The organism is Flavobacterium sp. PS2 (genome assembly GCF_046250155.1).
In the GTDB taxonomy this organism is placed as follows: Bacteria; Bacteroidota; Bacteroidia; order Flavobacteriales; family Flavobacteriaceae; genus Flavobacterium.
Genome location: NZ_CP176426.1, coordinates 453985 through 478838 on the forward strand (window position 1 = coordinate 453985; position 24854 = coordinate 478838).

Consider the following 24854-nt stretch of genomic DNA (forward strand, 5'->3'; position numbering starts at 1 on the left):
ATTTTATTTTTTTAAGAAAAGGGCTTGTTTAATTGATTTTAATCTATTGAGTACTTTTACGTTAAAAGGATGTTTTGGCGGATCTTTTTGTTTTTCTTTTGGATCATACAACATTCCTGTACATAAGCACATTTTATTTTCTTTACTTTTTAATATTTCATAATTTGTACAAGTTTTGCAACCTGCCCAAAAGCTTGGATCACTTGTAAGTTCTGAAAAAGGAACTGGTTTGTATCCTAAATCTGAATTAATTTTCATTACTGCCAAACCAGTTGTGATTCCAAATATTTTTGCATCTGGAAATTTTTCTAATGAGTAATCAAAAACCTTAGATTTAATTTTTTTGGCTAAACCTAAATTTCTGTAATCTGGATGTACTATCAAACCAGAATGAGCCACAAATTTGCCATGTTGCCAACTTTCGATATAGCAAAAACCTGCAAATTTACCATCTACCAAAGCAATCAATGCATCCCTGTTCTCCATTTTTTTCTGGATATATTCAGGAGTTCTTTTGGCAATTCCGGTACCTCTCAATAAGGCAGACGACTCTATAGTATCGCATATTTCTTGCGCATATTTATAATGTTCTTCTTGTGTTACAACAATAGAGATCTTCATTTCAATAGTTGAAGTTAGGGTTAAAAAATAAGACATGATTTTTCTTCTGAAACCCAAGAGTTGCTTCAGCAAAATTAAATAAAAAATACATAAAACCCTTAATATCAAAAAGATGACATTGAGATAATTTTAAATAAAATGTACTTGTAGGATGTGTTTGTCCAAAGGACAACTTAGGTAATTTCAAAACAAAAAAATGAATATAAATACATACGACGAAAAACTCTTGTGAATGCTATAGAGATAGCATCCGTACTTCGGGAGAAGTAACAGGCAAGTTTGTCCGTGAGATAGAAATTATATGTAAACTCATTTTATTCATTGGTGCAAATTTACATCTTTTTTTTAATTACAATACATTATTGATAATTTGTAACATTTTTTTAATATTATGTTGCTTTTATCAATTTATCTCATTTCTACACTTAAAAAATCAACTAAAAATTAAACTTTTAATAAAAAATCGGCTATCTGAGTTAAACTCAAATAGCCGATTTTAATTATTTATATCTTTATTGCTCTTTAAAAAAGCCTAAAAATTATAATTTTAACCTGATGGTTTCAATTACTGTATCTATTCGCTCGGGGCGTGAAAAAATTATTTAACACATAGAAACATAGATTTTATGTGTAAAAAAGAGTACAAAAAGAAATATATTTCTTTCACATAGCTAGCTATGTGCATTTAAAATAAGTGAAACGCCTTTTTTTGTGTGCAAGACCTATGTTTCTATGTGTTAAATTAATTGTACTCAACGGGTTAATTTTATTGAATATTTATCAATTCAAATTATTCTTTCGTAAATTCTAATACTTGCGAATTTTCTAAAATTGTCATGTTTAATCCAGTTTTAGTAAATGCAAATCTTAATCCAGCTCTCACCGATTCAAAAGTATCTGCCGCATTCGCAACAGGCTGAACTGGAAATTTAGGATAATTAGGAAGCTCTACAGTTAAAGCACTATTTTTTTCGGTAAAAGTGATTTTTAAAGGTGTTTTTTTACTAGAATAAGTCCCTAAATAAGGGTCTAAAACAACATCTTTTTCTAATTTACCACTTCCGGCCGTCCATACGTTGTTTGCCTCATTACTATCAGGAAAAACGTGATCAGGATCTATAGTAACACTTTCGATTTCTTCTGTTGAGTCAAACTTGAAAGACCATTCTACGTTTCTTTGCCAGATTTCAACTGGTAATTTCACTCTGGAAACTTTTCCGCTTTTAGTTTTCACATCAATTACAACAGGCATTACCATTTTTTCAAAGTTCTCAATAGTAATAATCACTCCTTTTGCAGGGTCATTTTTCACATATTTAATTGAGTTAATACCTTGGTCAAAACGCCAGTTGTTAACATACCAACCTCTCCAGAACCAGCTTAAATCTTCTCCTGCAACGTTTTCCATTGTTCTAAAGAAATCATCTGGTGTAGGGTGCTTATAAGCCCAACGATCTATATAAGTACGGAAAGCTGTGTCAAAACGCTCTTTTCCTAATACTTGTTCTCTTAAAATTACCAAACCTGAACTTGGTTTAAAATAACATAACATCCCAATATTTGCCTCTTTCATATTATCTGGAGAACTCATAATAGTTTCTAACTTAGGATTTGTAAATGCCTCAGCCATTTTATGCAAATCCTTAGGTGCATCTTTATATTCACCTTTATTAAATTCGGCAGAACTCAATGAATTAATAAATGTATTAAATCCTTCGTCCATCCAACCAAATAATCTTTCGTTTGAACCTACAATCATAGGAAACCAGATGTGTCCAAACTCATGATCTGTAACACCCCATAAATCTTCTCCTTTTGATTCCCAACTACAAAATACAATTCCTGGATATTCCATACCTCCCTCATTCCCTGCTACGTTTGTTGCAACTGGATAAGGATATTCAAACCATTTATTTGAGTAATTTTCAATTGCACCTTTAGTATATTCTGTCGAACGTCCCCAAGCAGCATTTCCTTCACTTTCAACTGGATATGCAGAAAGAGCCAATGATTTTTTCCCGCTAGGTAAATTAATCTTAGCACCATCTAAAATAAAAGCAGCCGAAGATGCCCAAGAGAAATCACGTGCATTTTTTATTTGATAATGCCATGTTTTTTCTCCATTTCCATTAGCTTTTGCAGCTGCAACTTCTTCGGCTGAACGAATCATAACCGTTTTATCGCTTAGTGCAGCATCTTTAAATCGTTTTTGTTGTTCTGCAGTATACACTTCTGGAGCATTTAATAATTCTCCTGAGGCAACTACAAAATGATTCGCAGGAACTGTCAACTTTACATCAAAATTACCATATTCCAAGTAAAATTCCGAAGCACCTAAATACGGATGTGTATTCCAGCCTCTTACGTCATCATACACACACATACGCGGATACCATTGTGCTATTGTAAATATTTTACCGTTTTTAGTTTCAAGAACTCCTGTTCTATCAGATCCTTCATTAGGAGCTATATAAGAAAAATCAATTTTAATTTTAACGCTGCTTCCTTTTGAGGCTAACTCTTCTGGAAGAAAAATTTGCATTCTTGTATCGGTAACAACATATTTGGCATCAACTTCAACCGATTTTTTCTTACCAAGTATAGTAACTTTTACCGATTTAATTTTATTTCCACCATCAAAAACCTGTCCTTGAGCACCGTTACGACTTCCTGTTAATGGCACTACAGCATTTCCTCGTGAATCTTCTTTGAATAGATTTTGATCCAAATTAAGCCAAACAAATGACATTTTATCAGGGCTATTGTTGGTATATGTAATCTCGTCTGTACCAATAATTTCATTAGTAACCCCATTTAACTTAGCAGTTATCTTATAATCTGCTCTGTTTTGCCAGTACTCTGGACCAGGCTGACCACTTGCAGAACGGGTTGTTGTTCCGTTTTTAGAATAAAATAATGGAGAGAATGCATCATAATAATCATATTTAGAAATAGGATTAGTTGTCGCAGTAGGAACTTGTTGTGCCCAGGTGGCCGAAATTCCAAACAATAAAGCCATCGTTAACAAGGCTCTTAAAGAGTGTTTTTTCATTTTTGTTGCTGTTTATCTAGCAAATTAATGAAAAAAAAAGCTATTTATGAATTAAATCCTACCGGTTAATACAATTTTATCAAAAAATATTTCATCAGCTTTTTTACCTATAAATTAAATTTATAAATATATTTACAACTCATTCTTAAACCATTCAAAAACTAAATTTTGACTACAATTATTTCAAATTCAAAACTTACTGCTTCTATTAAACATGCCGGAGCCGAATTATTTTCATTAAAAAACAACGATAATAAAGAATTCATTTGGGAAGGAAACCCAGATTTTTGGGGTAAACACTCCCCTGTTTTATTCCCAATTGTTGGTACTTTAAAAAACAATACTTACACCGTTAATGATATATCTTATCACTTGCCACGTCACGGATTTGCAAGAGATATGGAATTTAATCTAGTTTCTAAAACTGACGAAAGCGCCATTTTTTCGATTCAATCTAATGCTGAATCGTTGAAAGTATATCCGCTTGAATTTGAATTACAAATAATTTATACTTTAATAGATTCTCAATTAGACATCCAATATAAAATATTTAACAAAAATGATTCTAAAATGCCATTCTCTATTGGTGCACATCCAGCAATTGCGCTACCTAGGAATTTTGAAAATTATGCTTTAGAATTTGAAAAAAAAGAGCCTCTAAAATATTCTTTGCTCGAAAATGATTTGATATCTAATAAAACAAAACAATTAGAAACGAAAGAAAATCAAATTGAGCTAAATTATCAACTATTTGAAAATGATGCTTTAGTTTTTAAATCATTAGAGTCAAACTCGCTAACCATTTTAGAAAACAACAAACCATATATAAAAGTAGATTTTGCAGATTTTCCTAGTTTAGGTATTTGGACAAAAGAAAATGCTCCCTTTATTTGTATCGAACCTTGGTTTGGTTATTCTGATACTCCTGACAACACAGGAAATCTTTTCGAAAAAGAAGGAATAGTAACTTTAGATGCAAATCAAACATTTAACTCTAAATTTAGTATCGAAATTCTATAATCTTATCTTGATATATTATGTTAACATTTAATTTTTCTCCATTTCCAGTACTCGAAACGGAACGCTTAATTATTAGAAGAGTAACCAATGAGGATGCAAACGAAATTATAGCACTTCGTTCTAATCCTGAAACTATGAAATACATTCCAAGGCCACTCACAAAAACTACTGAACAGGCATTGGAACATATAGCTCAAATTGATAGTACAATTGAAACTAACGAAGGAATCAATTGGGGAATAACACTAAAAGGCGATTCCAAAGTAGTTGGAATCATTGGCTATTATAGAATAAAACCAGAACATTATCGTGCCGAAATTGGCTATATGCTATTACCTGAACTTCACGGAAAAGGAATTATTCCTGAAGCAGTAAAAACAGTAATTGATTATGGTTTTAATGAAATGAAACTACACTCAATCGAAGCAGCCATTGACCCTGATAATTTTGCATCAGAAAGAGTATTACAAAAAATTGGTTTTGTAAAAGAAGGGCATTTTAAAGAAGTCGAATATTATGAAGGCATTTTTTTAGATAGCGTAATTTATTCGTTATTAAACAAAAAGTAATTCATAGCAATATCTTTTTTTATTGATTCTTGTTAAATTTTAACTTTATAACAATACAACATATTTCATTCCGTTATATTTGCACCCAAAACTAGCAACCCAAACTAACTTATTGCTAGTAATTACTAGATTTTATGAAAAATTTATTTGCCCTAATCGTTCTACTATTTTCAATTCAATCCCAAAGTCAAACTTACATTAAAGCAAATGCTCTTACTGCAGTAGTATTAATTCCAGATATTGCCGTAGAAACAAGCATTGGTAAAAAATTAACACTGAATGTTGATTTAATGGCTTCTTTTTGGGAATCATTTGATGGAAAAAGCCCAATGAAATTTGTCACCTTTACTCCGGAAGTTCGTTACCATTTTAATGAGAAATTCAATGGCTTATACCTTGGTGGTCATATTGGAGGTGATATATATCAAATTCAAAAATGGAACTACTGGGATAGTAACAATTACGAAGATGGTTTTGGCTATAGATTAGGAGCTACGCTAGGATATCAAAAGAAACTAAATGATAAATTCATGCTAGATTTTTTTGTTAGCGGAGGATGGCACCAAGGTTTTTATAAAGGCCTTTATAATGACGGTACACCTGGTCGTTATGAAAAAGCCCATGATTACAACAAAAGTGGAGAATGGTTACCTTACGGTGGTGGTGTAATGATTTCGTATAAATTAAATTAATTTGAAAATTTAGGAATCGATTTTATATATAAATCTTCTACCTTTTTTCTAGCCCAATCCGTTTTTCTTAAAAAAGTCAAACTAGATTTAATACTAGGATTTGAAGAAAAACATTTAATCGGAATTAATTCTCCCAAAGTGTCAAATCCATAATACTCTACTAGTTTTTCTAGTATTGTTTGAAGAGTAATTCCGTGTAGAGGATTTTTATCTTGATTTTGCATTTAATATTTTTTAAATAAATAATAAAAAGACCGTACTATGAAAAGTACGGTCTTTCTTTTTTACAAAATTACTAAATTGAAATTTAAATAATCTCCTAAATATTAGAATATGAATTTAAATCCGAAAGAAAGTGGAGAAGTTAAATTTGGATTACTTCCTCCTAATGCCCCATTATAATAAGAATCAACATTAGCCACATGTGCTAATCCAAAATTAGTTACAGTAGTTTTAGAACCATCTTTAGGATCTAAAGTCGTAGATGTAAAATTAGCTAAATCATAAGAGAACTCAACTGAGAAATATTTTGTCACGAAGAAATCAAATCCACCAGATAAAGACAGTCCAAATTGATTTACTTTTAATTCACTTTCCTTTTCTTTTCCAGTGATTATTGGTGCTGCCAATTGTCCGAAGAAATATAAAGAACCAGCAACATTCCAATATTTTCTAGCTAAAGGCTGAATAACTATTAAATTAGAATTTGCAGCAGTTCCTTTATCTGAATCTGCTTTTATATTAATATATCCAAGCCCTGCTCCAACAGCTACAGATGGCGTAATAAATTTACCTACAACTGGCATTACTAATAAATTTGTGCTTTTTACATCGTCTGTTTTAGTTTGTTGGTAACCAAATTGCGATGTTACAAACCATGCACCTTTTAGACCTTGATTTGCTTCCTGAGCTTTTACCGTTAAGCCTACTAACACAATACTAACTAATGTTAAAATTTTTTTCATGTTTTTAAGTTTTTGTTATAAATTATTTAACAAACTTAAGCGTAAGGTTTTTCCTGAAGAATGATTAAAATCATAGGTTTAAAAAAATCTTTAATTATCTTTGATTTCATTAAAGTTTTTCTTTTTTATTCTACATTTGCAATCCTATGTTAAAAACTGTCAATATACTCAATAAGAGAGCCCGTTTCGATTACGAAATAATAGATACCTATACTGCTGGAATTGTTTTAGCGGGAACCGAAATCAAATCAATACGTCTTGGTAAAGCAAATATTACCGAGAGTTTTTGTGAATTTAGTGGTAATGAACTTTTTGCCATAAACACTTATATAGAAGAATACGCTTTTGGAAATCAATTCAATCATAAGTCAAGAAGCGAAAGAAAATTGCTTTTGAATAAAAAAGAATTGAAGAGTCTTCAGAAAAATGTACAAGCAAAAGGACTAACAATCATCCCTTTGAAACTATTTACTAATGAAAAAGGATTAGCAAAACTGCAAATCGGTCTTTGTAAAGGAAAGAAAAACTACGACAAACGCGAATCTTTAAAAGAACAAGATACCAAACGTGATTTAGATAGAATTAAAAAAGCTTTCTAATTTTTAATCCTCTTTTAATAAGAGTTATTTCTCGATTTTTATACTTATTTTTACTACAATAAATTCTAAATTTCAAGTTTATGAAAAGAATATTTGTTGTATTAACCGTCATCTTACTTTGTGGTTGCGGTACTAGTTCTACAATTGTTAGTAGTTGGAGAGATCCCAAAATAACAATTAGTTCAGAAAATTTCAAAAAAGTATTAGTCGTAGCTTTAGTCAAAGATGAAGAAACACGAAGAATTACGGAGAACAGAATTGCTGCCAGCAGCCCTATCTTCCATACTTCTTATCAATTCTTAAATCAAATTAATAATGACTTAACAAATGATCAGAAACTAAAAATATTAAACGACGAAAATTTTGATGGTGTAGTTACCATGCGCTTGGTAAGCAAAGAAAAACAAACTGATTATGTACCAGGAATTGATACTAGTATTTATTACGGTGGTTATAATGGTTTATATGGAGGTGCTTTTGGTGGTTGGTACGGCATGTACGCTACTGATTTCTATTCTCCAGGCTATTATGTAGAAAACACATTTTATATTGTAGAAACCAACGTTTTCTCTTTAAAACACAATAAATTAATCTGGACAGGCACCACACAATCATCAGATATAACAGATATAGGTGCAACAGTAGATGATATCATGAGAACTGTAGTAAACGAAATGAAAAAAGACGGAACGCTTCCTAAAAAATAATTTCTTCTAAAATAGCATCGAATTAATTTGATGCTATTTTTATTTAAAAAATAATGACTAAACTTGTCTTGACAATCAAAACCTGCTTTTTAAAATGAAAACGATTCTTAAAAATGCCAGAGAGAAAAAAGGGTTTAAAACCCGAGAAGTAGCGCAGTTATTAGAAATTGACCAAGCTTTAATAAGTAAATTTGAAAGTGGTACCCGAAAACCCACAAGAGAACAAATCGTTAAACTTGCCTCATTACTTGAAATTGATTTTGAAAACTTATTAATTCTTTGGCTAAAAGAAAAAATAATACACGAAATCGGTCAAGAAGAATTTGCACTTAAAGCTCTGCATCTTGCAGAAATCGAAATTCAAAATAACAAAAAAGTAGTCGCTTCAGTAATATTATCAACGCTACAGAACGTTTTGGATGAAATTGAAACTTTAAAAACCAAAGTTCAATCGTTCCAACAATTTGAACTACACCGAATTTCTAAAATTCTAGAACTGGAATTTACATATGAGAGTAATCGTTTAAACGAAAACACATTAACATTACAAGAAACCAAAGCAGTAATTAATGAGGGATTAACAATTGCGGGTAAAACAATGCGCGAGCACTTAGAGGCCGTAAACCACCATGAAACTATTTCTTATATTAAAGATTTGACTCAAAAAAATAGCCCTGTTAACGAAAAAGAATTACTCAATATCCACAACTTGATTTCAAGAGGGATCAAACCCGACCATGCTGGGAAATATAAAAATGATGCCTTGATTGTTCGCGAGATGGCTTCCTTTTTTAGCTGGTTTGAGACCAACAAAAACAGCTTACATCCAATATTATTAGCTTCTGAGGTACACTTAAGAATTATAAAAATTACCCCATTCGAAAGTGGAAACACACAAATAGCTCATTTATTAATGAATTGGATATTAATACAAAATGGCTATGTCTTTGCAACAATACAAGGAGATACAGAACATAAAAACGAATATCTGAGCATTCTTGAGAAAAGTCAAAATCAAAATGATGAATCTATTTTTATAAACTATGTTGCACAAGTAGAAAAGGAAAATTTACAACGCGCCATCCAATTGGTTTCTCAATAATTACATTATTAGAGCATAAACATTTAAAAATGTTTTTTTTTTACCATTAAGAAATTAAGAAAAATTAAGTTTAATCTAAAATAAAACTAAGATACTTAATCGAGAAATCATTTTAATCTGAAAAATCTGTGGCTAAAAAAACCATTAAGAAATCTGAAGTTTAAAGAAACTTAATTTCTTAATGGTAAAATTCTTTTTTTATGGCTTACACACCAAAAAATATTTAATTTTTATCTTCTAATAAAGGAACGAATCTAAATTCTCCAAACTCATGTTTTTCAAATTGTGTTTCGTTTTTACGAATTAACAACGTCATAATCTGAACGTCTTCTCCTAGCGGAATTACTAACCTTCCTCCTATTTTTAATTGTGCCATTAATGGTTGCGGAATAAATGGCGCTCCGGCAGTTACAATTATACTATCAAATGGTGCATAAGTAGGTAATCCTTTATAACCATCTCCAAAAGAAAGGTGTTTCGGACGAATTCCTAATTTAGGAAATAAAACAGATGTTGTTTTAAACAGTTCATTTTGTCTTTCGACACTAAATACCTTTGCTCCCAACATATATAATACTGCAGTTTGATACCCTGACCCAGTACCAATTTCTAATACTTTATGGTCTTTTTTAACTTCTAACAGCTGCGATTGAAACGCAACAGTGTAAGGTTGAGAAATAGTTTGCCCCGCACCAATCGGGAAAGCCTTGTCCTGATAAGCATAATCTTCAAAGCTAGAGTTCAAAAAAAGGTGTCTTGGAATTTTTTTTATCGCTTCCAAAACAGCTTTATCGGTAATTCCCTTTTGTTGTAAAGTGCTTACTAATTGATTCCGAAGTCCTTGATGTTTGGCAGTGTCTTTCAATGTTTATTATTTAATTTTTGGTAAAAATAAGAAAGTAAATAGTAATTCAAATATTGATTCTTAAATATTAAATTACTAAAACTTTAAAGCATTCACTTTCACTTTCAACAAATAAATTATATTTTTGTTAAAAATACATTCTCATGTTAAAAGTAGGAGTTTTAGGTGCTGGTCACTTAGGTAAAATACATTTACGTTTATTACAACAATCTGATAAATATGAATTAGTTGGTTTTTATGACCAAAATCAAGAAAACGCCGAGAAAATTTCCAAAGAATTCGGTTATAAAAATTTCAATACAATTGCCAAGTTAATACACGCTGTAGATGTAATTGATATTGTAACCCCAACATTATCCCATTATAAATGTGCTAAAGTTGCCATAAAATCAGGAAAACATATCTTTATCGAAAAACCTATTTCGAATACTGTTGAAGAAGCTGAAGAAATTATCGCTTTAGCAAAAGAATATAACGTAAAAGGTCAAGTAGGACATGTAGAACGCTTTAATCCAGCATTCATAGCGACAAAAAACATGATTGAAAATCCGATGTTTATAGAAACACATCGTTTAGCCGAATTTAATCCTCGTGGTACAGATGTTCCTGTAGTTTTAGATTTAATGATTCATGATATCGATGCCATTTTAAGCGTCGTAAAATCTAAAGTAAAAAGTATCAATGCTAGTGGAGTTTCAGTTATTAGCGACACTCCAGATATTGCCAATGCCCGAATTGAATTTGAAAACGGTTGTGTTGCCAACTTAACAGCAAGTAGAATTTCGATGAAAAACATGCGTAAAACACGTTTTTTCCAAAGAGATGCTTATATTTCGGTTGACTTTTTAGAAAAGAAGTGTGAAGTTGTTCGTATGAAAGATGCTCCTGAAGTTCCAGGTGATTTTGATATGATTTTGCAAAATGCCGAAGGTGTAAAAAAACAAATCTATTTTACAAATCCAGATGTAGAGCAAAACAACGCAATTCTTGATGAATTAGAATCTTTTGCAAATGCAATCAATACAAATACAGCTCCTGTGGTAACTCTAGAACAAGCAACAGATGCTTTAAGAGTAGCTTACCAAATTATTGACTGTTTTAACAAATAAAATAATCTTAAAAAAAGTTAGCCATAAATTCACGAATTAATTTGTGAGTTTATGGCTAAAATTATAAAATATAGTACTTAAATAATATGAAAACAATTGCTGTAATCGGTGCAGGAACAATGGGTAACGGAATCGCTCATACGTTTGCACAAAGTGGTTTTGTAGTAAAACTAATTGATGTTTCCGAAAAATCGTTGGATAAAGGAATGGCAACTATTGCCGCTAATTTAGACAGAATGCTTGCAAAAGGAAGTATTACTGAAGAAGAAAAAGCTAAAACTATAACTAATATTATTACTTATACCGATATTAAAGATGGTGTTGTAGGTGTTGATTTAGTTGTAGAAGCTGCAACAGAAAACATCGATCTAAAACTGAATATTTTTAAGCAATTAAACGAAGCCTGTTCGCATAATACAATTTTAGCGACCAATACTTCATCTATTTCTATAACACAAATCGGAGCTGTTGTAACTCATCCAGAGCGTGTTATCGGGATGCACTTTATGAATCCTGTACCAATTATGAAATTGGTAGAAATTATTCGCGGTTATAATACTAGCGATGAAGTTACCAAAATCATCATGGAATTATCTGTAAAACTAGGTAAAACTCCAGTTGAAGTAAACGATTATCCAGGTTTTGTGGCAAATAGAATTTTAATGCCTATGCTAAACGAAGCAATCGAAACGTTATATAACAAAGTGGCTGGCGTTTACGAAATAGACACAGTAATGAAACTAGGAATGGGACACCCAATGGGACCATTGCAACTAGCCGATTTTATTGGTCTTGACGTATGTTTAGCAATCTTAAATGTAATGTACGACGGTTTCAAAAACCCAAAATACGCACCATGTCCTTTATTGGTAAATATGGTTAGAGCTGGGAAATTAGGAGTGAAATCTGGTGAAGGATTCTATGATTATAGTGAAAGTAAAAAAGCAGAGAAAATATCAAAGCAATTTATCATTTCATAAAAAACAAAAAGACAATGTCTATTAAAGTAAATCTAAGTACCATAAAAGCTTCTCTACCCGAACATGTAACATTAGTTGCGGTTTCTAAAACCAAACCTGTTACCGATTTAATGGAAGCCTACGAAGCTGGTCAACGTATTTTTGGAGAAAATAAAATCCAGGAAATGACAGACAAATGGGAAGAAATGCCAAAAGACATCCAATGGCACATGATTGGACACGTACAAACGAATAAAGTCAAATTTATGGCTCCGTTTGTAAGCTTGATTCATGGTGTTGATAGTTTAAAATTATTGCAGGAAATCAATAAACAAGCGTTAAAAAACAACCGAGTTATAGATTGCCTGCTTCAAATGCATATTGCCGAAGAAGAAACTAAATTTGGTCTTGACGAAAAAGAACTCACATCACTCCTAGCCTCAGAAGATTTTCATAATATGAAAAACATTCAAATTTTGGGTTTAATGGGAATGGCAACTTTTACAGAAAATCAAAACCAAATAAAAAAAGAATTCACACATTTAAAGTCTATTTTTGACTCTTTACAAGCTACAAAACCTGTAAACTGTAAACTGAATACTGTTTCGATGGGAATGTCCGGAGATTACCAACTTGCCATAGAATGTGGTAGTACCATGGTTCGAATTGGAAGTAGTATATTTGGAGGCAGATAAATTTCAAAAATCAATATCAATTGCAAAAATCAATACTTAATGGAAAAAATATTCAATTTTGAAGATAGGTTAGTTCGTTTTGCAGGAGAATGTATTTTCTTTACAAGGCAATTGGAGAGATTATTTGAAAATGAATACTATAAAAATCAATTAATCAGATCATCCGGAAGTGCTTCCTTAAATTTTGGAGAAGCCCAAGGTACAATTACTGATAAAGATTTTATTTTTAAAGTTTCATTAGTAGCAAAAGAGTTAAAAGAATCAAGAAACTCATTAAAAATTCTGAATTATATTAAAGAAGGTGATAACGATAAAAGAAATAAACTTCTAATTGAAGTAGAACAACTTATTGCAATTTCATCAAAAATGATAATAAATAAAAACAGTCAATAACAATCACAACGACAATAGTAATTTTAAGGATTATTATTGACTTTGAAATTGAAATTGATTTTTGAAATTGACATTGATAATGTACGCAATACTAGACATAGAAACAACTGGAGGACAGTTTAATGAAGAAGGAATTACCGAAATTGCCATCTATAAATTTGATGGTCATGAAGTAGTCGATCAATTCATTAGTCTGGTGAACCCGGAAATTCCCATTCAGCCATTTGTTGTAAAACTTACAGGTATTAGTAATGCAATGTTACGTTCAGCACCAAAGTTTTTTGAAGTTGCTAAACGAATTATAGAAATCACTTCCGATTGTGTTATCGTAGCACATAACGCCTCTTTTGATTACAGAATCTTACGCACCGAATTTCGCCGTTTAGGATATGATTTCGAAGCCAAAACGCTTTGTACAGTCGAACTTGCCAAAAAATTAATTCCAGAACAACCTTCTTATAGCTTAGGAAAACTAGTTCGCGCACTAGGAATTCCAATGGCCGACAGACATCGTGCCAATGGTGATGCAATGGCAACAGTAAAGTTGTTCAAAATGCTTCTTGAAAAAGATACCGAAAAAACAATTATAAAGGACTTCATAAAACTCGAAGTCGAAAAAGGAATTGCACCAAAATTATTAGATATTGTAGCGCAAGCACCTACAAAAACAGGTGTATACTACATTCATAACGAAAGCGGAAATTTAATATACATTGGCAAAAGTCGAAACATAAAAAAACGCATCAATCAGCATTTTACAGGAACGAATACCAAAAGTAAAAAAATCCAAGCCGAAGTATTTACAGTAACTTATGATGAAACAGGAAGCGAACTTATTGCGCTTTTAAAAGAAAGTGAAGAAATAAAAGTCAATAAACCCAAATACAATCGTTCGCAGAAAAAAACTATTTTCCCGCTTTCATTATACGCCGAAAAAGACAAAAACGGTTATCTAAACTTAAAACTTCAGAAAACCGACGGACGCAAAAAAGAAATTACCTCTTACGGAAGTTTACAAGAAGGAAAAAACGCTTTGTTTTTCATCACCGATAAATACAAATTGTGCCAAAAACTGACTGGTTTATATCTCACTAAGAAAGAATGTTTTCAATATAAAATAAAAGAATGCGACGGTGCCTGTATCGGAGAAATCACTCCCGAAAAATATAATGCAAGAGTTCAAAATTTTATTACCGATTATAGTTTCGAAAACAAAAACATGATTTTAGTAGACCGTGGGCGAACTGTAAACGAGCGCAGCGCAGTATTAATAGAAAATGGTGTTTATAAAGGCTATGCTTTTTACGATTTAAACTATCAGATTACCAACATCGAAATCCTGAAAAACATCATAATTCCGATGCAAAACAATCGTGATGCCAAAAGCATAATTCAGAATTACATGAGAAAAAGCAAATCATTAAAAGTAATTCATTTTTAATACATATTAACTTTCAGTATCTTCGCAGATATGTCAAGAATAAAATCAAAATACGACCTTTTTAGGCAAAAAACCCAAATCATCCTTTATGGTACAAATACCGTTTTAGGGCGCTTGTTCGATTTGGTACTTCTAGGACTTATTTTACTAAGCGTATTATTGGTTATGATGGATACCGTAGAAGGAATCAATCAAAAATACCATACACAGCTTCTTATTTGTGAATGGATAATCACCGTATTTTTTACCATAGAATTCATTTTACGTATTATTTCGATACAAAAACCCATAAAATATGTTTTTAGCTTTTATGGAATCATCGATTTAATGGCGATATTACCCATGTATTTATCTATATTTTTTCCTGCTACAAATGTTTTAACAATTGTGAGAGTGCTACGTTTCTTCCGATTGTTTAAGATTTTACATATCCCCCAAATCTCACAACAATCCATACAGCTTCGCGAAGCAATGGAAGCCAGTAAAGAAAAAATCCTTGTATTCATCTATTTTGTAGTTATTAGTGCAGTAATTATTGGCTCATTAATGTACGTAGTCGAAGGCAAAGAAAGCGGCTTTACCAGCATCCCAATGGGTATTTACTGGGCAATCGTTACCCTAACAACCGTAGGCTATGGTGATATCTCGCCAGCATCGCCAATAGGACAATTTTTAGCCTCATTGGTTATGATTATGGGTTACGGAATCATTGCGGTTCCTACCGGAATCGTTACAGCCGAATTTGCCAAAAGCAGCCTGAAAAGCAACTCTATCAGTACAAAAAAGAAATGTCTAAAATGTAATTCCCAAGTTCATTTTGATAATGCAAAATATTGCTATGAATGTGGCGAAACATTACCCGATAATTAATTTATGAAGCCATTTCCAGCTGTGTACTACAACTCCTCCTTACATTCGTAATTTTTTTAAGGCATAAAAGGAGCTTCATAAAGTCGCTCTTTTATACCAAAAAAAATAAACAAATCTAAGTCCGGGGTTTACGTTTCCATCTGGGCTAAAAAATATGAAATACTTAATCACCATCGTCGGACCAACAGCTATAGGTAAAACTGCCTTAAGTATTGCTTTGGCACAACATTTTAAGTGCGAGATAATATCGTGCGATAGCCGTCAGTTTTTCAAAGAAATGACAATTGGTACAGCCGTACCCAATCAAGACGAACTACAGGCCGCTAAACATCATTTTATCCAGAACATATCTATTTTCGAAAACTATACCGTAGGCGATTACGAAAAAGAAGCTATAACCAAATTAGAAGAACTGTTCCAACACAATGATTATGTTATTCTTGTAGGTGGCTCAGGATTATATGTAGATGCTGTATTAAAAGGATTTGATGAATTTCCTGAAATCGATACAACAATTCGCGAAAAAGTAGCACTAGAATATGAACAAAACGGAATTTTGTATTTACAAGAGCAATTAAAAAAATTAGATACTGCTTATTACGATAAACTGACTATCGAAAATCCACAGACATTACAAAATCCGCAACGAATGATGCGCTTTGTCGGAGTTTGTTTAGGAACAGGAAAGCCATATTCATCGTTTTTAAATCAGAAAAAGAATAATCGAAACTTCACTCCTGTCTTAATTGGTTTAGAAGCTGACAGAGCTGTAATTTACGACCGAATAAACCAACGTGTTGACATAATGCTTAACCAAGGTTTACTAGAAGAAGCACAAAGCCTTTATCCTAACAAAGCGTTAAATGCACTACAAACGGTCGGATATCGGGAATTATTTAGTTATTTTGATGAAGAATTCACGTTGCCCTTTGCAATCGAAGAAATCAAGAAAAACACCCGACGCTTTGCAAAACGTCAGTTAACTTGGTTTAAACGCAATGAAAATACAAAATGGTTTGATTATCTCACTCCAAAAAATGAGATAATAAACTTCATCGAAGAAAGTATAAAAAAATAAGATAAAGGACTCATGCCAATCTCTCCAAATTTCACATCTGTATTAAGCAAAGACTGGGAAATCAATTTTACACAATGCACGCCAAATGGATATTTAAAATATACCGATATGTGCAATCTTTTACAACTAACAGCCGCAGCCCACTCAGAAGTTGGAGGAATTAGTTTTATAGATATGCAGGAATTCGATCAAGCTTGGGTTTTAAGCCGCATGCGTGTAGAAGTTACTGCATTACCAAAATGGCAAGATGTAGTAACGGTAAAAACATGGATTAACAGTCTGGAAAATTCCCGTTCTGTTCGTGCATTAGAAATGTATGTAAACGGCAAAAAAATAATTGGCAGCGAGACATTCTGGGCAGTTTTTAATACAAAAGCACGTCGCCCTGAAGGATTAGCACTTCCTTATGACCATTTTGAGTTATATCCAGATAACAGAGCCACAAAAGAAGGTTTCTCTAAAATTAATATCAATCCAGAAAAAGAATCAGTTTTTGAAAAAACTGTTTATCTATCCGATTTAGATATTGTAAACCATGCCAATAATGTAAAATACTTAGAATGGTGTTTAGATCACGTTGACCCAAAACATATTCTGAATCAGGAAATAGAAAGTTTCGAAATGAATTTCCTAAAAGAATTATCCTTAAATGATGCTGTTGTAATACACGAAAGTGAAACTGAAGGCAACTCAACTTTTAGTATTACAAAAGGCGATAAATCTTGCTTCGCATTACAACTTAACTGGAAGAAATAAGGTTTTCAGAACTAACATTTTTAATATTCTGCAAGGTTAAAAAACCTTGCAGGATTATCAATTAAAATCTTCATATTCTATTTTAAATAAACATCTCTTAACCCTGATTGTAGTGAAAAGCATTTTGAAATAAAAAAAAAACATTTCCTGAATAAAAACAGCGACCAGCGGAAGCTCGTTTTTAATCATAGGAAATGCCTTTTTTATAAAAAATCTTGTAACGGAAAGCGGGAAATAGTTACAAAAAAAAGCTCCGATTTCTCGAAGCTTTTTAATTTATGCAGTTACTTTGTTTTTAACAACTAGTCTAAAACCTTCACCGTGGATGTTAAGAATTTCAACATCTTCGTCTGGTTTAAGATACTTTCTAAGTTTGGCGATATAAACGTCCATACTTCTTGAAGTAAAGTAATTATCATCTCTCCAGATTTTTGTTAATGCTAATTCTCTTGGCATTAAATCATTTTCATGAAGGATTAACATTTTCAATAATTCGTTTTCTTTTGGAGATAACTTTATTGGCTCTTCATTTTCAAAAGTTAAAAATCTAAGTTTTGAATTTAAATGAAATTTACCAATGTTAAACTCAAACTGAACTTGCTCAGCTTTAGTATCAGAAGATTTTCTTTGAATAATCGCTTTGATTTTCATTAATAATACTTCTGAATCAAATGGCTTGTTCAAATAATCATCTGCTCCTGCTTTGTACCCTTTTAACACATCCTCTTTCATAGATTTTGCTGTTAAAAAGATAATAGGCACTTCGCTATTTTTCTCTCTGATTTCTTTTGCTAATGTATATCCGTCCTTATATGGCATCATGACATCAAGAATACATAAGTCGTATACGTCTTTCTTGAATTTCTCGAAGCCTTCCATTCCGTTTTTTGCCAATGTAACTTCAAAGTCATTTAGCATTAAATAGTCTTTAAGAACTGCACCAAAATTAAGGTCATCTTCTACTAAAAGAATTCTTTTATTGATATTTTCCATATTTTAATTTATTAGTGGTATTTTTATTATAAAGGTACTACCTTTCCCTTTTTCACTTTCTACGTAAACTTGACCATTATGGTCTTCTACTATCCTTTTTACATATGATAAGCCCAATCCGTGGCCTTTAACATTATGTAAATCTCCCGTGTGTTCTCTGTAAAATTTCTCAAAAACTCTTTTTTGAGCCACTTTACTCATTCCTAACCCATTATCTTTTACTTTTATAAGAATCATATCTTTAATGTTCTCCGTAAAAATTTCTATTTTAGGAATACCTGGCGAATACTTTATAGCATTCTCTAAGATATTAACTAAGACGTTGGTAAAATGTACTTCATTAATTAATGCTGTCGCTCTGGCTGCATCGTAATGATTTGTAATAGTACCTTGTCTATCCTCAAGAATCAAACTTACATGCTCAATTGCATCATCGATAATCCCATGGATTTCGGTCGGTTCTTTGTTGATATCCAATTCACTTTTCTCTAATTTAGAGATTCGTAATACATTCTCAACCTGAGCGTGCATTCGTTTATTCTCGTCCCGTATCATCTGAAGGTACCTAAAGACCTTCTCTTTATCTTCGATTATTTTAGGATTTTTAATGGCATCCAAAGCCAGATTTATTGTTGCAATTGGAGTTTTAAACTCATGCGTCATATTATTTATAAAATCAGTTTTAATTTCAGATATATGTTTCTGACGTATTAACTGATTCAATGCACTTGTATATGCAATTATAATAATAAGTGTAAATATGATTGACAATATGGTTATACTTACTAACTCTGATAGTAAAAATTTCTTCTTGTGAGGAAATGTTACCGATAACTCATATTTGTTATTCCCTTCATTATCTGCAAAAATTGGTATCGAGTAGGTTGATTCTTTATCATATTTAAACCCATCCGATTTAATTTTGGTAGCGATACCACTACTATAAATTCCAAACTCGAATTTTGTTTTTACACCGTACTCTTCTAATTCTTTTTTCAGAAGCTTTTGTAGCTTCTCTTTGGTGATTCTTTCGTTAATTGGCATTGCCGAAGCAATGTCTTTAAAGAATATCTCAAATTGCGCATTATCTAAAACATCCAGATTTCCTGATTTCTCAATCTTTACATCTGGTATTATGCTTTGTTGCAACGAATTATCTATACTGTTATTATTATAAACTTCGGTTGTACGCTTAGAATTAAAATTCTTAAACCTTTCGCTACTAAATTTCTTATCAAAGAACGAGCCATTTATATTATAATCTTCTGATATAATACTATTTGAATATACAATTGTTTTATTTGTTCTAGGATTTTTTTGAACGTAATAAAATTCTAACAAATCATTTTTTTGTGGTACTTTACCTGTACTATCTTTATAATGATTGTATTTATCATAAAAACTATAGGCTTCTTGCTGTTGTAGCTTATCGGCTACATTTCCAATAACTTGTTTAACATGAAACTTAAACTGTTCGTCATTATTTTTAAACGAAGAAGTAAACCAATATACCTGAACAAGAATTATCCCTATTAAGGATAAGCTCATCAATAAAACAAGAATTCTAAAAAACAATTTATTCATCGAAACAAAATTAATATTTTAACAATATACTAAATAATACATTAACCAAATATTAACATTTAAGAGTGATTTTGTTTAATATCTAAAATTTTAAGAATTTTAACAACTTCTTGCTTAGCAATTTTAAGATTCAAATTATGAATAATATAATTACTATTAGCAAAACGCTGTTCATCGTTCCATTGCATATTCATCCTTTTTAAAACATGTTCGCGAGTAGTTTTATCGCGATTCATTACCCTCTCAATTCTGGTTTCCTGGGGTGCGGTAACCGTAATTATAATGTCACATTCTTTATAACGTCCGCTTTCAAACAAAATTGCTGCTTCGTAAATTATATAGGGCTCTTTTTTATGCTTTAGTAACCAATTCTCAAAATCCGTTTTTACAGCAGGATGTACAATTGCATTGAGTAATGCTAATTTATCTGCATTATTAAAAACAATATCAGCCAATTTGGCTCTATTTAATGTATTATTATCAAAAATTTCAGCACCAAAAGTTTCACGAATAGCGGCAATTATTTCATCGGATTGCATTACTTTTTTAGCCTCATCATCGGCAATATAAACAGGAATTCCCATTTCATTAAAATACCCTGCTATGGTAGTTTTTCCACTACCAATACCTCCTGTTAAGCCTATTACTTTTGTCATATTAAATCTTAAAAAATAATCCCGGAAATGCTTCTTGTGGTTTTTTCTTTAAGATTATTATCTTAATAAATGATTCTAAAAACCCAATTCCATAACCATAAAATTGCTTCCAAACTGCAATAACTGATAAAAATCCAATTTTTAAACTCTTATTTTGAATTGTCGATACTATAAAAATTATGACAAAATAAACAAAATACAACTGTAATAATATATCAATATTGAAAAACAGCAATATAATAACCGCCAAAACAAGTCCCAAAATAAAACAAGTTGGAAAGAAAAAAGTAAGTTTATTATATTGGGGATACCAACTATTTAGTATTGGTCTGGCTTTTCCAAATTTATTTACCTGAATCGAAAATTTATCCCAATCGATTCTTCGTTTATGATATACATAAGCTTTAGAGAAAAGTCTGGTTTCAAAACCTAAATTCCATAAACGTATTGATAGATCTGGGTCTTCGCCAGGGTGAATGTTTCCAAATCCTTTTGATACTTCAAATCCTTTTCTAGATAATCCCATATTAAAGCTACGCGGCTGGAACTTGCCTATTTTCTCTGAGCCTCCTCTTATCCCTCCTGTTGTAAGGAAAGATGTCATGGCAAAATTAATTGCTTTCTGAATATTCGAAAAACTAGCCAATGCTTTATCCGGACCACCAAAACAATCTACATAATCTTCTCTTAGTGCTTTATCAACTTCTGATAAATAATCCGGCGGGATAATACAATCTGAATCAAAAATGATAAAGTAATCTCCTAATGCTTTACGCATTCCAAAATTTCTGGAATCTCCAGGTCCTGAATTTTCTTTAAAATAATAGGAAATATTTAATTTTCCTTGATATTTCTGAACTATGTCATCGCATGGCAATGTTGAACCATCTTCTACAAGTACGATTTCAAAAGGCTCTTTATATTCAGATAATAATAAGCTTTCTAATAGCTCATCAACTTCGTCAGGACGATTATACACTGGTATAATTAAAGAAAACACCATAATTAGGTATGCGGTATTAAGGTAGTATTTGTTTTAACTGTAAAATTTTAACAAAGGTAAGTTATATCCATAAAAAAACCACCAACTTTGGGTTGATGGTTTTAAATAATTATATAAATTCAGTTGGATTATTTGATACTTTCTATCCCAACTACTTCGTTTGTGTCTGCTTTGTAATCTACTCCTTCAAATTCAAATCCGAATAAGTTTAAAAAGTCATTTCTGTATCCAGCCAAATCACCAATTGCCGGCAATGTTTCTGTAGTTGCTTCCAACCATAACTTAGCTACTTTTTCCTGAACATCTTCACGCATTTCCCAATCGTCGATACGGATTCTTCCTTTTTCGTCTGTAGGAATTGGTTTTCCTGTATATAATCTGTCTTGGAACAAACGCTGAATTTGCTCGATACATCCTTCATGAAGACCTTCGGCTTTCATAATTTTGTACAATAATGAGATATATAAAGGAATAACTGGAATTGCTGAACTTGCTTGTGTAACTAATGCTTTATTTACTGAAACGTATGCTTTTCCGTCTAAATCTTTTAAACTATCTGTAATAGCAAATGCTGTAGCTTCTAAATCATCTTTAGCACGACCGATAGTTCCTTTACGGTAAACTGCCTCTGTTAAAGATGGCCCAATATAAGAATAAGCAACTGTTGTAGCTCCTGGAGCTAATAGGTTTTCTTTTTTCAATGCATCCATCCACATTGACCAATCTTCACCGCCCATTACTGCAACAGTGTTAGCAATCTCTTCTTCTGTACATGGCTCGATAGAAACCTCTGTTACATTTCCTGTATGAAAATCAACTGTTTTATTAGTAAACGTACTTCCGATTGGTTTTAAAACTGAACGATGCAATACTCCTGTAACAGGGTGCAAACGAACTGGAGAAGCTAAGCTATAAATAACTAAATCAATCTGACCTAAGTCAGCTTTAATCAAGTCTAATGTTTGTTGTTTTACTTCGTTAGAAAAAGCATCACCATTGATACTTTTTGCATATAATCCTGCTTTGTGAGCTTCTGCTTCAAAAGCTGCTGAGTTATACCATCCTGGAGAAGCTGTTTTTCCTTCAACTGGTGGTTTTTCAAAAAACACTCCAATTGTAGCGGCATTAGATCCAAATGCACTTGTAATTCTAGAAGCCAATCCAAAACCTGTTGATGCTCCAATTACTAATACTTTTTTAGCACCTTCAATTGGTCCTTTAGATTTTATATATTCTATTTGATTTTTTACATTTTGCTCGCATCCTTTTGGGTGTGATGTCAAACAAATGAATCCTCTCATTCTTGGTTCTATAATCATAATTTTGGAACTGTTTTTTATTTTTATTTTATAAAATGATGGTATTTAACTACCGTTTTTTACTTGGCAAGACCGTTTATTTTGATTGACAAATATAATCCATTTTTTTAGTTAAGCAAGGCTTTAGCATGATTTAAAGCCGAATCTGAAACGACTGAACCTGACAACATTTGAGCAATTTCCATTACTCGTTCTTCTTGTGACAGAAGCTTTAACTCTGATTGTGTATCATCATCTACTGTTGACTTAAACACTTTAAAATGAGACTCTCCCTTGGCTGCTATCTGCGGTAAATGAGTTATTGCAAAGATTTGCATTTGCTGACTCATCTCTTTCATTATCTCTCCCATTCTAACAGCAATTTCTCCTGAAACTCCTGTATCGATTTCATCAAAAATCAATGTTGGCAATTTAGAGTATTGTGCCAAAATTGCTTTTACTGCAAGCATTATACGTGACATTTCCCCTCCTGAAGCAACTTTTTTAAGTAACCCAAAATCGGTTCCTTTATTGGCAGAAAATAAAAAATGAAGTTCATCTTTTCCGTTCGGGAAATATGTTTCTCCATAATTAATATCAATTTTAAAACGAACATTTGGCATTCCTAATGTTTCTAATATTGTTATTAATTTATCTGATAATAATGGTATTGCTGCAATTCTGTTTTCATGAATTTTATTTGCAAAAGCGTCCAACTCCATTGTTTTTTGCTCAATCGAAGTGGTTAGTTTTGCTATCTCATCTTCGATATTACCTAATTCCAGAACTGAATTTTCTAGTTTAGTTTGAATTTCGATTAAATCATCAACCGAAGCAACTTGATGCTTTTTTTGTAGATTATAAATAACCTGCAATTTCTGACTGATGAAATCAAGCTGAGCCGGATCATTCAATAATTTCTCTGATGCTTTTTGTAATTCACCCGAAACGTCATCAAACTCTATTGCCAGACTTGTTATCCTTTCAAACAAAGCTCCATATTCCGTTGAGAAAGTAGCAATTTTATGTAAAGAAGCTTTTATTTCATTAAGATTCTGGATTACTCCAAATTGTTCTTCATTGGCTATAGCCAAAGATTTATCTAATGATTCTTTGATAATCTCAACATTGTTAAGTTTTTCAAATTCTTCTTCCAGCTCTTCTTGTTGTCCTGATTTTAATTGCGCAGCAACTAATTCATTTAAAAGAAAGGTATTGTATTCTTGCTCTTTAGCCGATTCACTTTGTTTTTTAAGAAGGGAATTCAGCTTTGTTTTATCTGACTTATATTTCTTTAAAACATTTTGATAATCTGCAATAACACCAAAATTATCAGCAATTGCATCAATAATCTGAAATTGTACGCTTTCTTCTGAAAGTTCCTGGGTTTGCTGTTGTGAATGAATATCTATTAAATACAAACTCAACTCTTGCAATTCCTGAAGATTTACAGGACTATCATTTATAAAAGCACGTGATTTTCCCGAAGGCAAGATTTCGCGTCTTATTATAGTATCTTCTTCATAATCTAAATCATTAGCTTCAAAAAAAGCTTCCAGATTATATTTAGAAATTTTAAAATGCGCTTCGATTACACACTTTTCTTCTTTATTTTTCAATGAAGTCAAATCGGCTCTTTTACCTAAAACTAAGCCTAATGCACCCAATATTATCGACTTTCCCGCTCCTGTTTCACCAGTAATTATAGAAAAGCCTTTTGAAAAATCAATTGATAATTTTTCAATCAGTGCATAATTTTTTATTGACAATGAAGTAATCATATCTCTTTTTTGTAATATAAGTTTTGGAAATAAGCAATCTTAATAA

At 31.8% G+C, this 24854-nt stretch carries 25 protein-coding genes; 14 read left to right on the top strand and 11 right to left on the bottom strand.

The features are described 5' to 3' along the window. Positions 1–3: 3 nt before the first annotated feature. Positions 4–621, bottom strand: coding sequence for a GNAT family N-acetyltransferase (locus ACJ6WR_RS01925; RefSeq protein WP_039113092.1), 618 nt, complete (start codon positions 619–621; stop codon positions 4–6). A 790-nt stretch (positions 622–1411) separates the two neighbouring features. Beyond that, positions 1412–3673 carry a M1 family metallopeptidase gene (locus ACJ6WR_RS01930; RefSeq protein ID WP_323489273.1) on the bottom strand — a complete coding sequence of 754 codons (2262 nt, stop codon included), beginning with the start codon at positions 3671–3673 and terminating at the stop codon, positions 1412–1414. Positions 3674–3841: 168 nt separating this feature from the next. Here ACJ6WR_RS01930 and ACJ6WR_RS01935 point away from each other — a divergent pair, with 168 nt between their 5' ends. The 3 genes from ACJ6WR_RS01935 (at position 3842) to ACJ6WR_RS01945 (ending at position 5954) form a co-directional block, all read left to right on the top strand. Further along, complete coding sequence (locus tag ACJ6WR_RS01935) at positions 3842–4693, top strand: aldose 1-epimerase family protein (protein WP_409416909.1); 852 nt, start codon at positions 3842–3844, stop codon at positions 4691–4693. A gap of 17 nt (positions 4694–4710) precedes the next feature. Beyond that, complete coding sequence (locus ACJ6WR_RS01940) at positions 4711–5262, top strand: GNAT family N-acetyltransferase (protein ID WP_409416910.1); 552 nt, start codon at positions 4711–4713, stop codon at positions 5260–5262. 134 nt (positions 5263–5396) lie between these two features. Next, positions 5397–5954, top strand: a complete 558-nt coding sequence (locus ACJ6WR_RS01945) for a DUF3575 domain-containing protein (protein ID WP_409416911.1) — start codon at positions 5397–5399, stop codon at positions 5952–5954. On the opposite strand, the gene ACJ6WR_RS01950 is transcribed toward ACJ6WR_RS01945, so the two are convergent. Next, positions 5951–6178, bottom strand: coding sequence for a VF530 family protein (locus tag ACJ6WR_RS01950; RefSeq protein ID WP_323489269.1), 228 nt, complete (start codon positions 6176–6178; stop codon positions 5951–5953). The two genes, ACJ6WR_RS01945 and ACJ6WR_RS01950, sit on opposite strands and share 4 nt — an antisense overlap. A gap of 102 nt (positions 6179–6280) precedes the next feature. Further along, entirely contained in the window at positions 6281–6919 is a 639-nt protein-coding gene (locus ACJ6WR_RS01955; RefSeq protein WP_039113057.1) for an outer membrane beta-barrel protein, read from the bottom strand. Between the two features lie 146 nt (positions 6920–7065). On the opposite strand from ACJ6WR_RS01955, the gene smpB reads away from it, so the two are divergent. The 3 genes from smpB to ACJ6WR_RS01970 all read left to right on the top strand — a co-directional run bounded on the left by smpB (position 7066) and on the right by ACJ6WR_RS01970 (position 9327). Next, complete coding sequence (smpB, locus tag ACJ6WR_RS01960) at positions 7066–7518, top strand: SsrA-binding protein SmpB (RefSeq protein ID WP_409416912.1); 453 nt, start codon at positions 7066–7068, stop codon at positions 7516–7518. An 80-nt stretch (positions 7519–7598) separates the two neighbouring features. Further along, complete coding sequence (locus ACJ6WR_RS01965) at positions 7599–8225, top strand: hypothetical protein (RefSeq protein WP_039113059.1); 627 nt, start codon at positions 7599–7601, stop codon at positions 8223–8225. A 94-nt stretch (positions 8226–8319) separates the two neighbouring features. Further along, positions 8320–9327, top strand: a complete 1008-nt coding sequence (locus tag ACJ6WR_RS01970) for a helix-turn-helix domain-containing protein (RefSeq protein ID WP_409416913.1) — start codon at positions 8320–8322, stop codon at positions 9325–9327. Positions 9328–9550: 223 nt separating this feature from the next. On the opposite strand, the gene ACJ6WR_RS01975 is transcribed toward ACJ6WR_RS01970, so the two are convergent. Next, the gene (locus ACJ6WR_RS01975) at positions 9551–10192 is read right to left on the bottom strand and encodes a protein-L-isoaspartate(D-aspartate) O-methyltransferase (protein ID WP_035620917.1); all 642 of its coding nucleotides are present in this window, start codon (positions 10190–10192) and stop codon (positions 9551–9553) included. 143 nt (positions 10193–10335) lie between these two features. On the opposite strand from ACJ6WR_RS01975, the gene ACJ6WR_RS01980 reads away from it, so the two are divergent. The 8 genes from ACJ6WR_RS01980 (at position 10336) to ACJ6WR_RS02015 (ending at position 17493) form a co-directional block, all read left to right on the top strand. Then, entirely contained in the window at positions 10336–11301 is a 966-nt protein-coding gene (locus ACJ6WR_RS01980; protein ID WP_039120207.1) for a Gfo/Idh/MocA family protein, read from the top strand. A gap of 86 nt (positions 11302–11387) precedes the next feature. Beyond that, positions 11388–12281 carry a 3-hydroxyacyl-CoA dehydrogenase family protein gene (locus ACJ6WR_RS01985; RefSeq protein WP_039113062.1) on the top strand — a complete coding sequence of 298 codons (894 nt, stop codon included), beginning with the start codon at positions 11388–11390 and terminating at the stop codon, positions 12279–12281. Positions 12282–12295: 14 nt separating this feature from the next. Next, a complete protein-coding gene (locus ACJ6WR_RS01990; RefSeq protein WP_409416914.1) occupies positions 12296–12955 on the top strand; it encodes a YggS family pyridoxal phosphate-dependent enzyme in 660 nt (219 codons plus the stop codon). A 39-nt stretch (positions 12956–12994) separates the two neighbouring features. Beyond that, positions 12995–13348: a four helix bundle protein gene (locus ACJ6WR_RS01995; protein WP_039113064.1), complete on the top strand. Its 354-nt coding sequence runs from the start codon at positions 12995–12997 to the stop codon at positions 13346–13348. 79 nt (positions 13349–13427) lie between these two features. After that, positions 13428–14789, top strand: coding sequence for an exonuclease domain-containing protein (locus ACJ6WR_RS02000; protein WP_409416915.1), 1362 nt, complete (start codon positions 13428–13430; stop codon positions 14787–14789). A 30-nt stretch (positions 14790–14819) separates the two neighbouring features. Beyond that, positions 14820–15659 (top strand): ion transporter, encoded by an 840-nt coding sequence (locus tag ACJ6WR_RS02005; RefSeq protein ID WP_039120201.1) that lies wholly within the window; start codon positions 14820–14822, stop codon positions 15657–15659. 154 nt (positions 15660–15813) lie between these two features. Beyond that, the gene (gene miaA, locus ACJ6WR_RS02010; RefSeq protein ID WP_409416916.1) at positions 15814–16737 is read left to right on the top strand and encodes a tRNA (adenosine(37)-N6)-dimethylallyltransferase MiaA; all 924 of its coding nucleotides are present in this window, start codon (positions 15814–15816) and stop codon (positions 16735–16737) included. 12 nt (positions 16738–16749) lie between these two features. Continuing rightward, a complete protein-coding gene (locus ACJ6WR_RS02015) occupies positions 16750–17493 on the top strand; it encodes an acyl-[acyl-carrier-protein] thioesterase (RefSeq protein ID WP_409416917.1) in 744 nt (247 codons plus the stop codon). A 276-nt stretch (positions 17494–17769) separates the two neighbouring features. Here the strand turns inward: ACJ6WR_RS02015 and ACJ6WR_RS02020 are convergent, their stop codons facing one another. From ACJ6WR_RS02020 to recN, 6 genes are all read right to left on the bottom strand, one after another. Then, a complete protein-coding gene (locus ACJ6WR_RS02020; RefSeq protein ID WP_035620894.1) occupies positions 17770–18486 on the bottom strand; it encodes a response regulator transcription factor in 717 nt (238 codons plus the stop codon). A gap of 3 nt (positions 18487–18489) precedes the next feature. Further along, positions 18490–20070 carry a sensor histidine kinase KdpD gene (locus ACJ6WR_RS02025; RefSeq protein WP_035620893.1) on the bottom strand — a complete coding sequence of 527 codons (1581 nt, stop codon included), beginning with the start codon at positions 20068–20070 and terminating at the stop codon, positions 18490–18492. A 59-nt stretch (positions 20071–20129) separates the two neighbouring features. Beyond that, positions 20130–20726 carry a dephospho-CoA kinase gene (coaE, locus tag ACJ6WR_RS02030; protein WP_323489261.1) on the bottom strand — a complete coding sequence of 199 codons (597 nt, stop codon included), beginning with the start codon at positions 20724–20726 and terminating at the stop codon, positions 20130–20132. A 1-nt stretch (position 20727) separates the two neighbouring features. Beyond that, positions 20728–21729 (bottom strand): glycosyltransferase, encoded by a 1002-nt coding sequence (locus tag ACJ6WR_RS02035; protein WP_409416918.1) that lies wholly within the window; start codon positions 21727–21729, stop codon positions 20728–20730. A 128-nt stretch (positions 21730–21857) separates the two neighbouring features. After that, positions 21858–23048, bottom strand: a complete 1191-nt coding sequence (gene fabV / locus ACJ6WR_RS02040) for an enoyl-ACP reductase FabV (protein WP_039113071.1) — start codon at positions 23046–23048, stop codon at positions 21858–21860. Between the two features lie 107 nt (positions 23049–23155). After that, a complete protein-coding gene (gene recN, locus ACJ6WR_RS02045) occupies positions 23156–24808 on the bottom strand; it encodes a DNA repair protein RecN (RefSeq protein ID WP_409416919.1) in 1653 nt (550 codons plus the stop codon). Positions 24809–24854 lie beyond the last annotated feature (46 nt).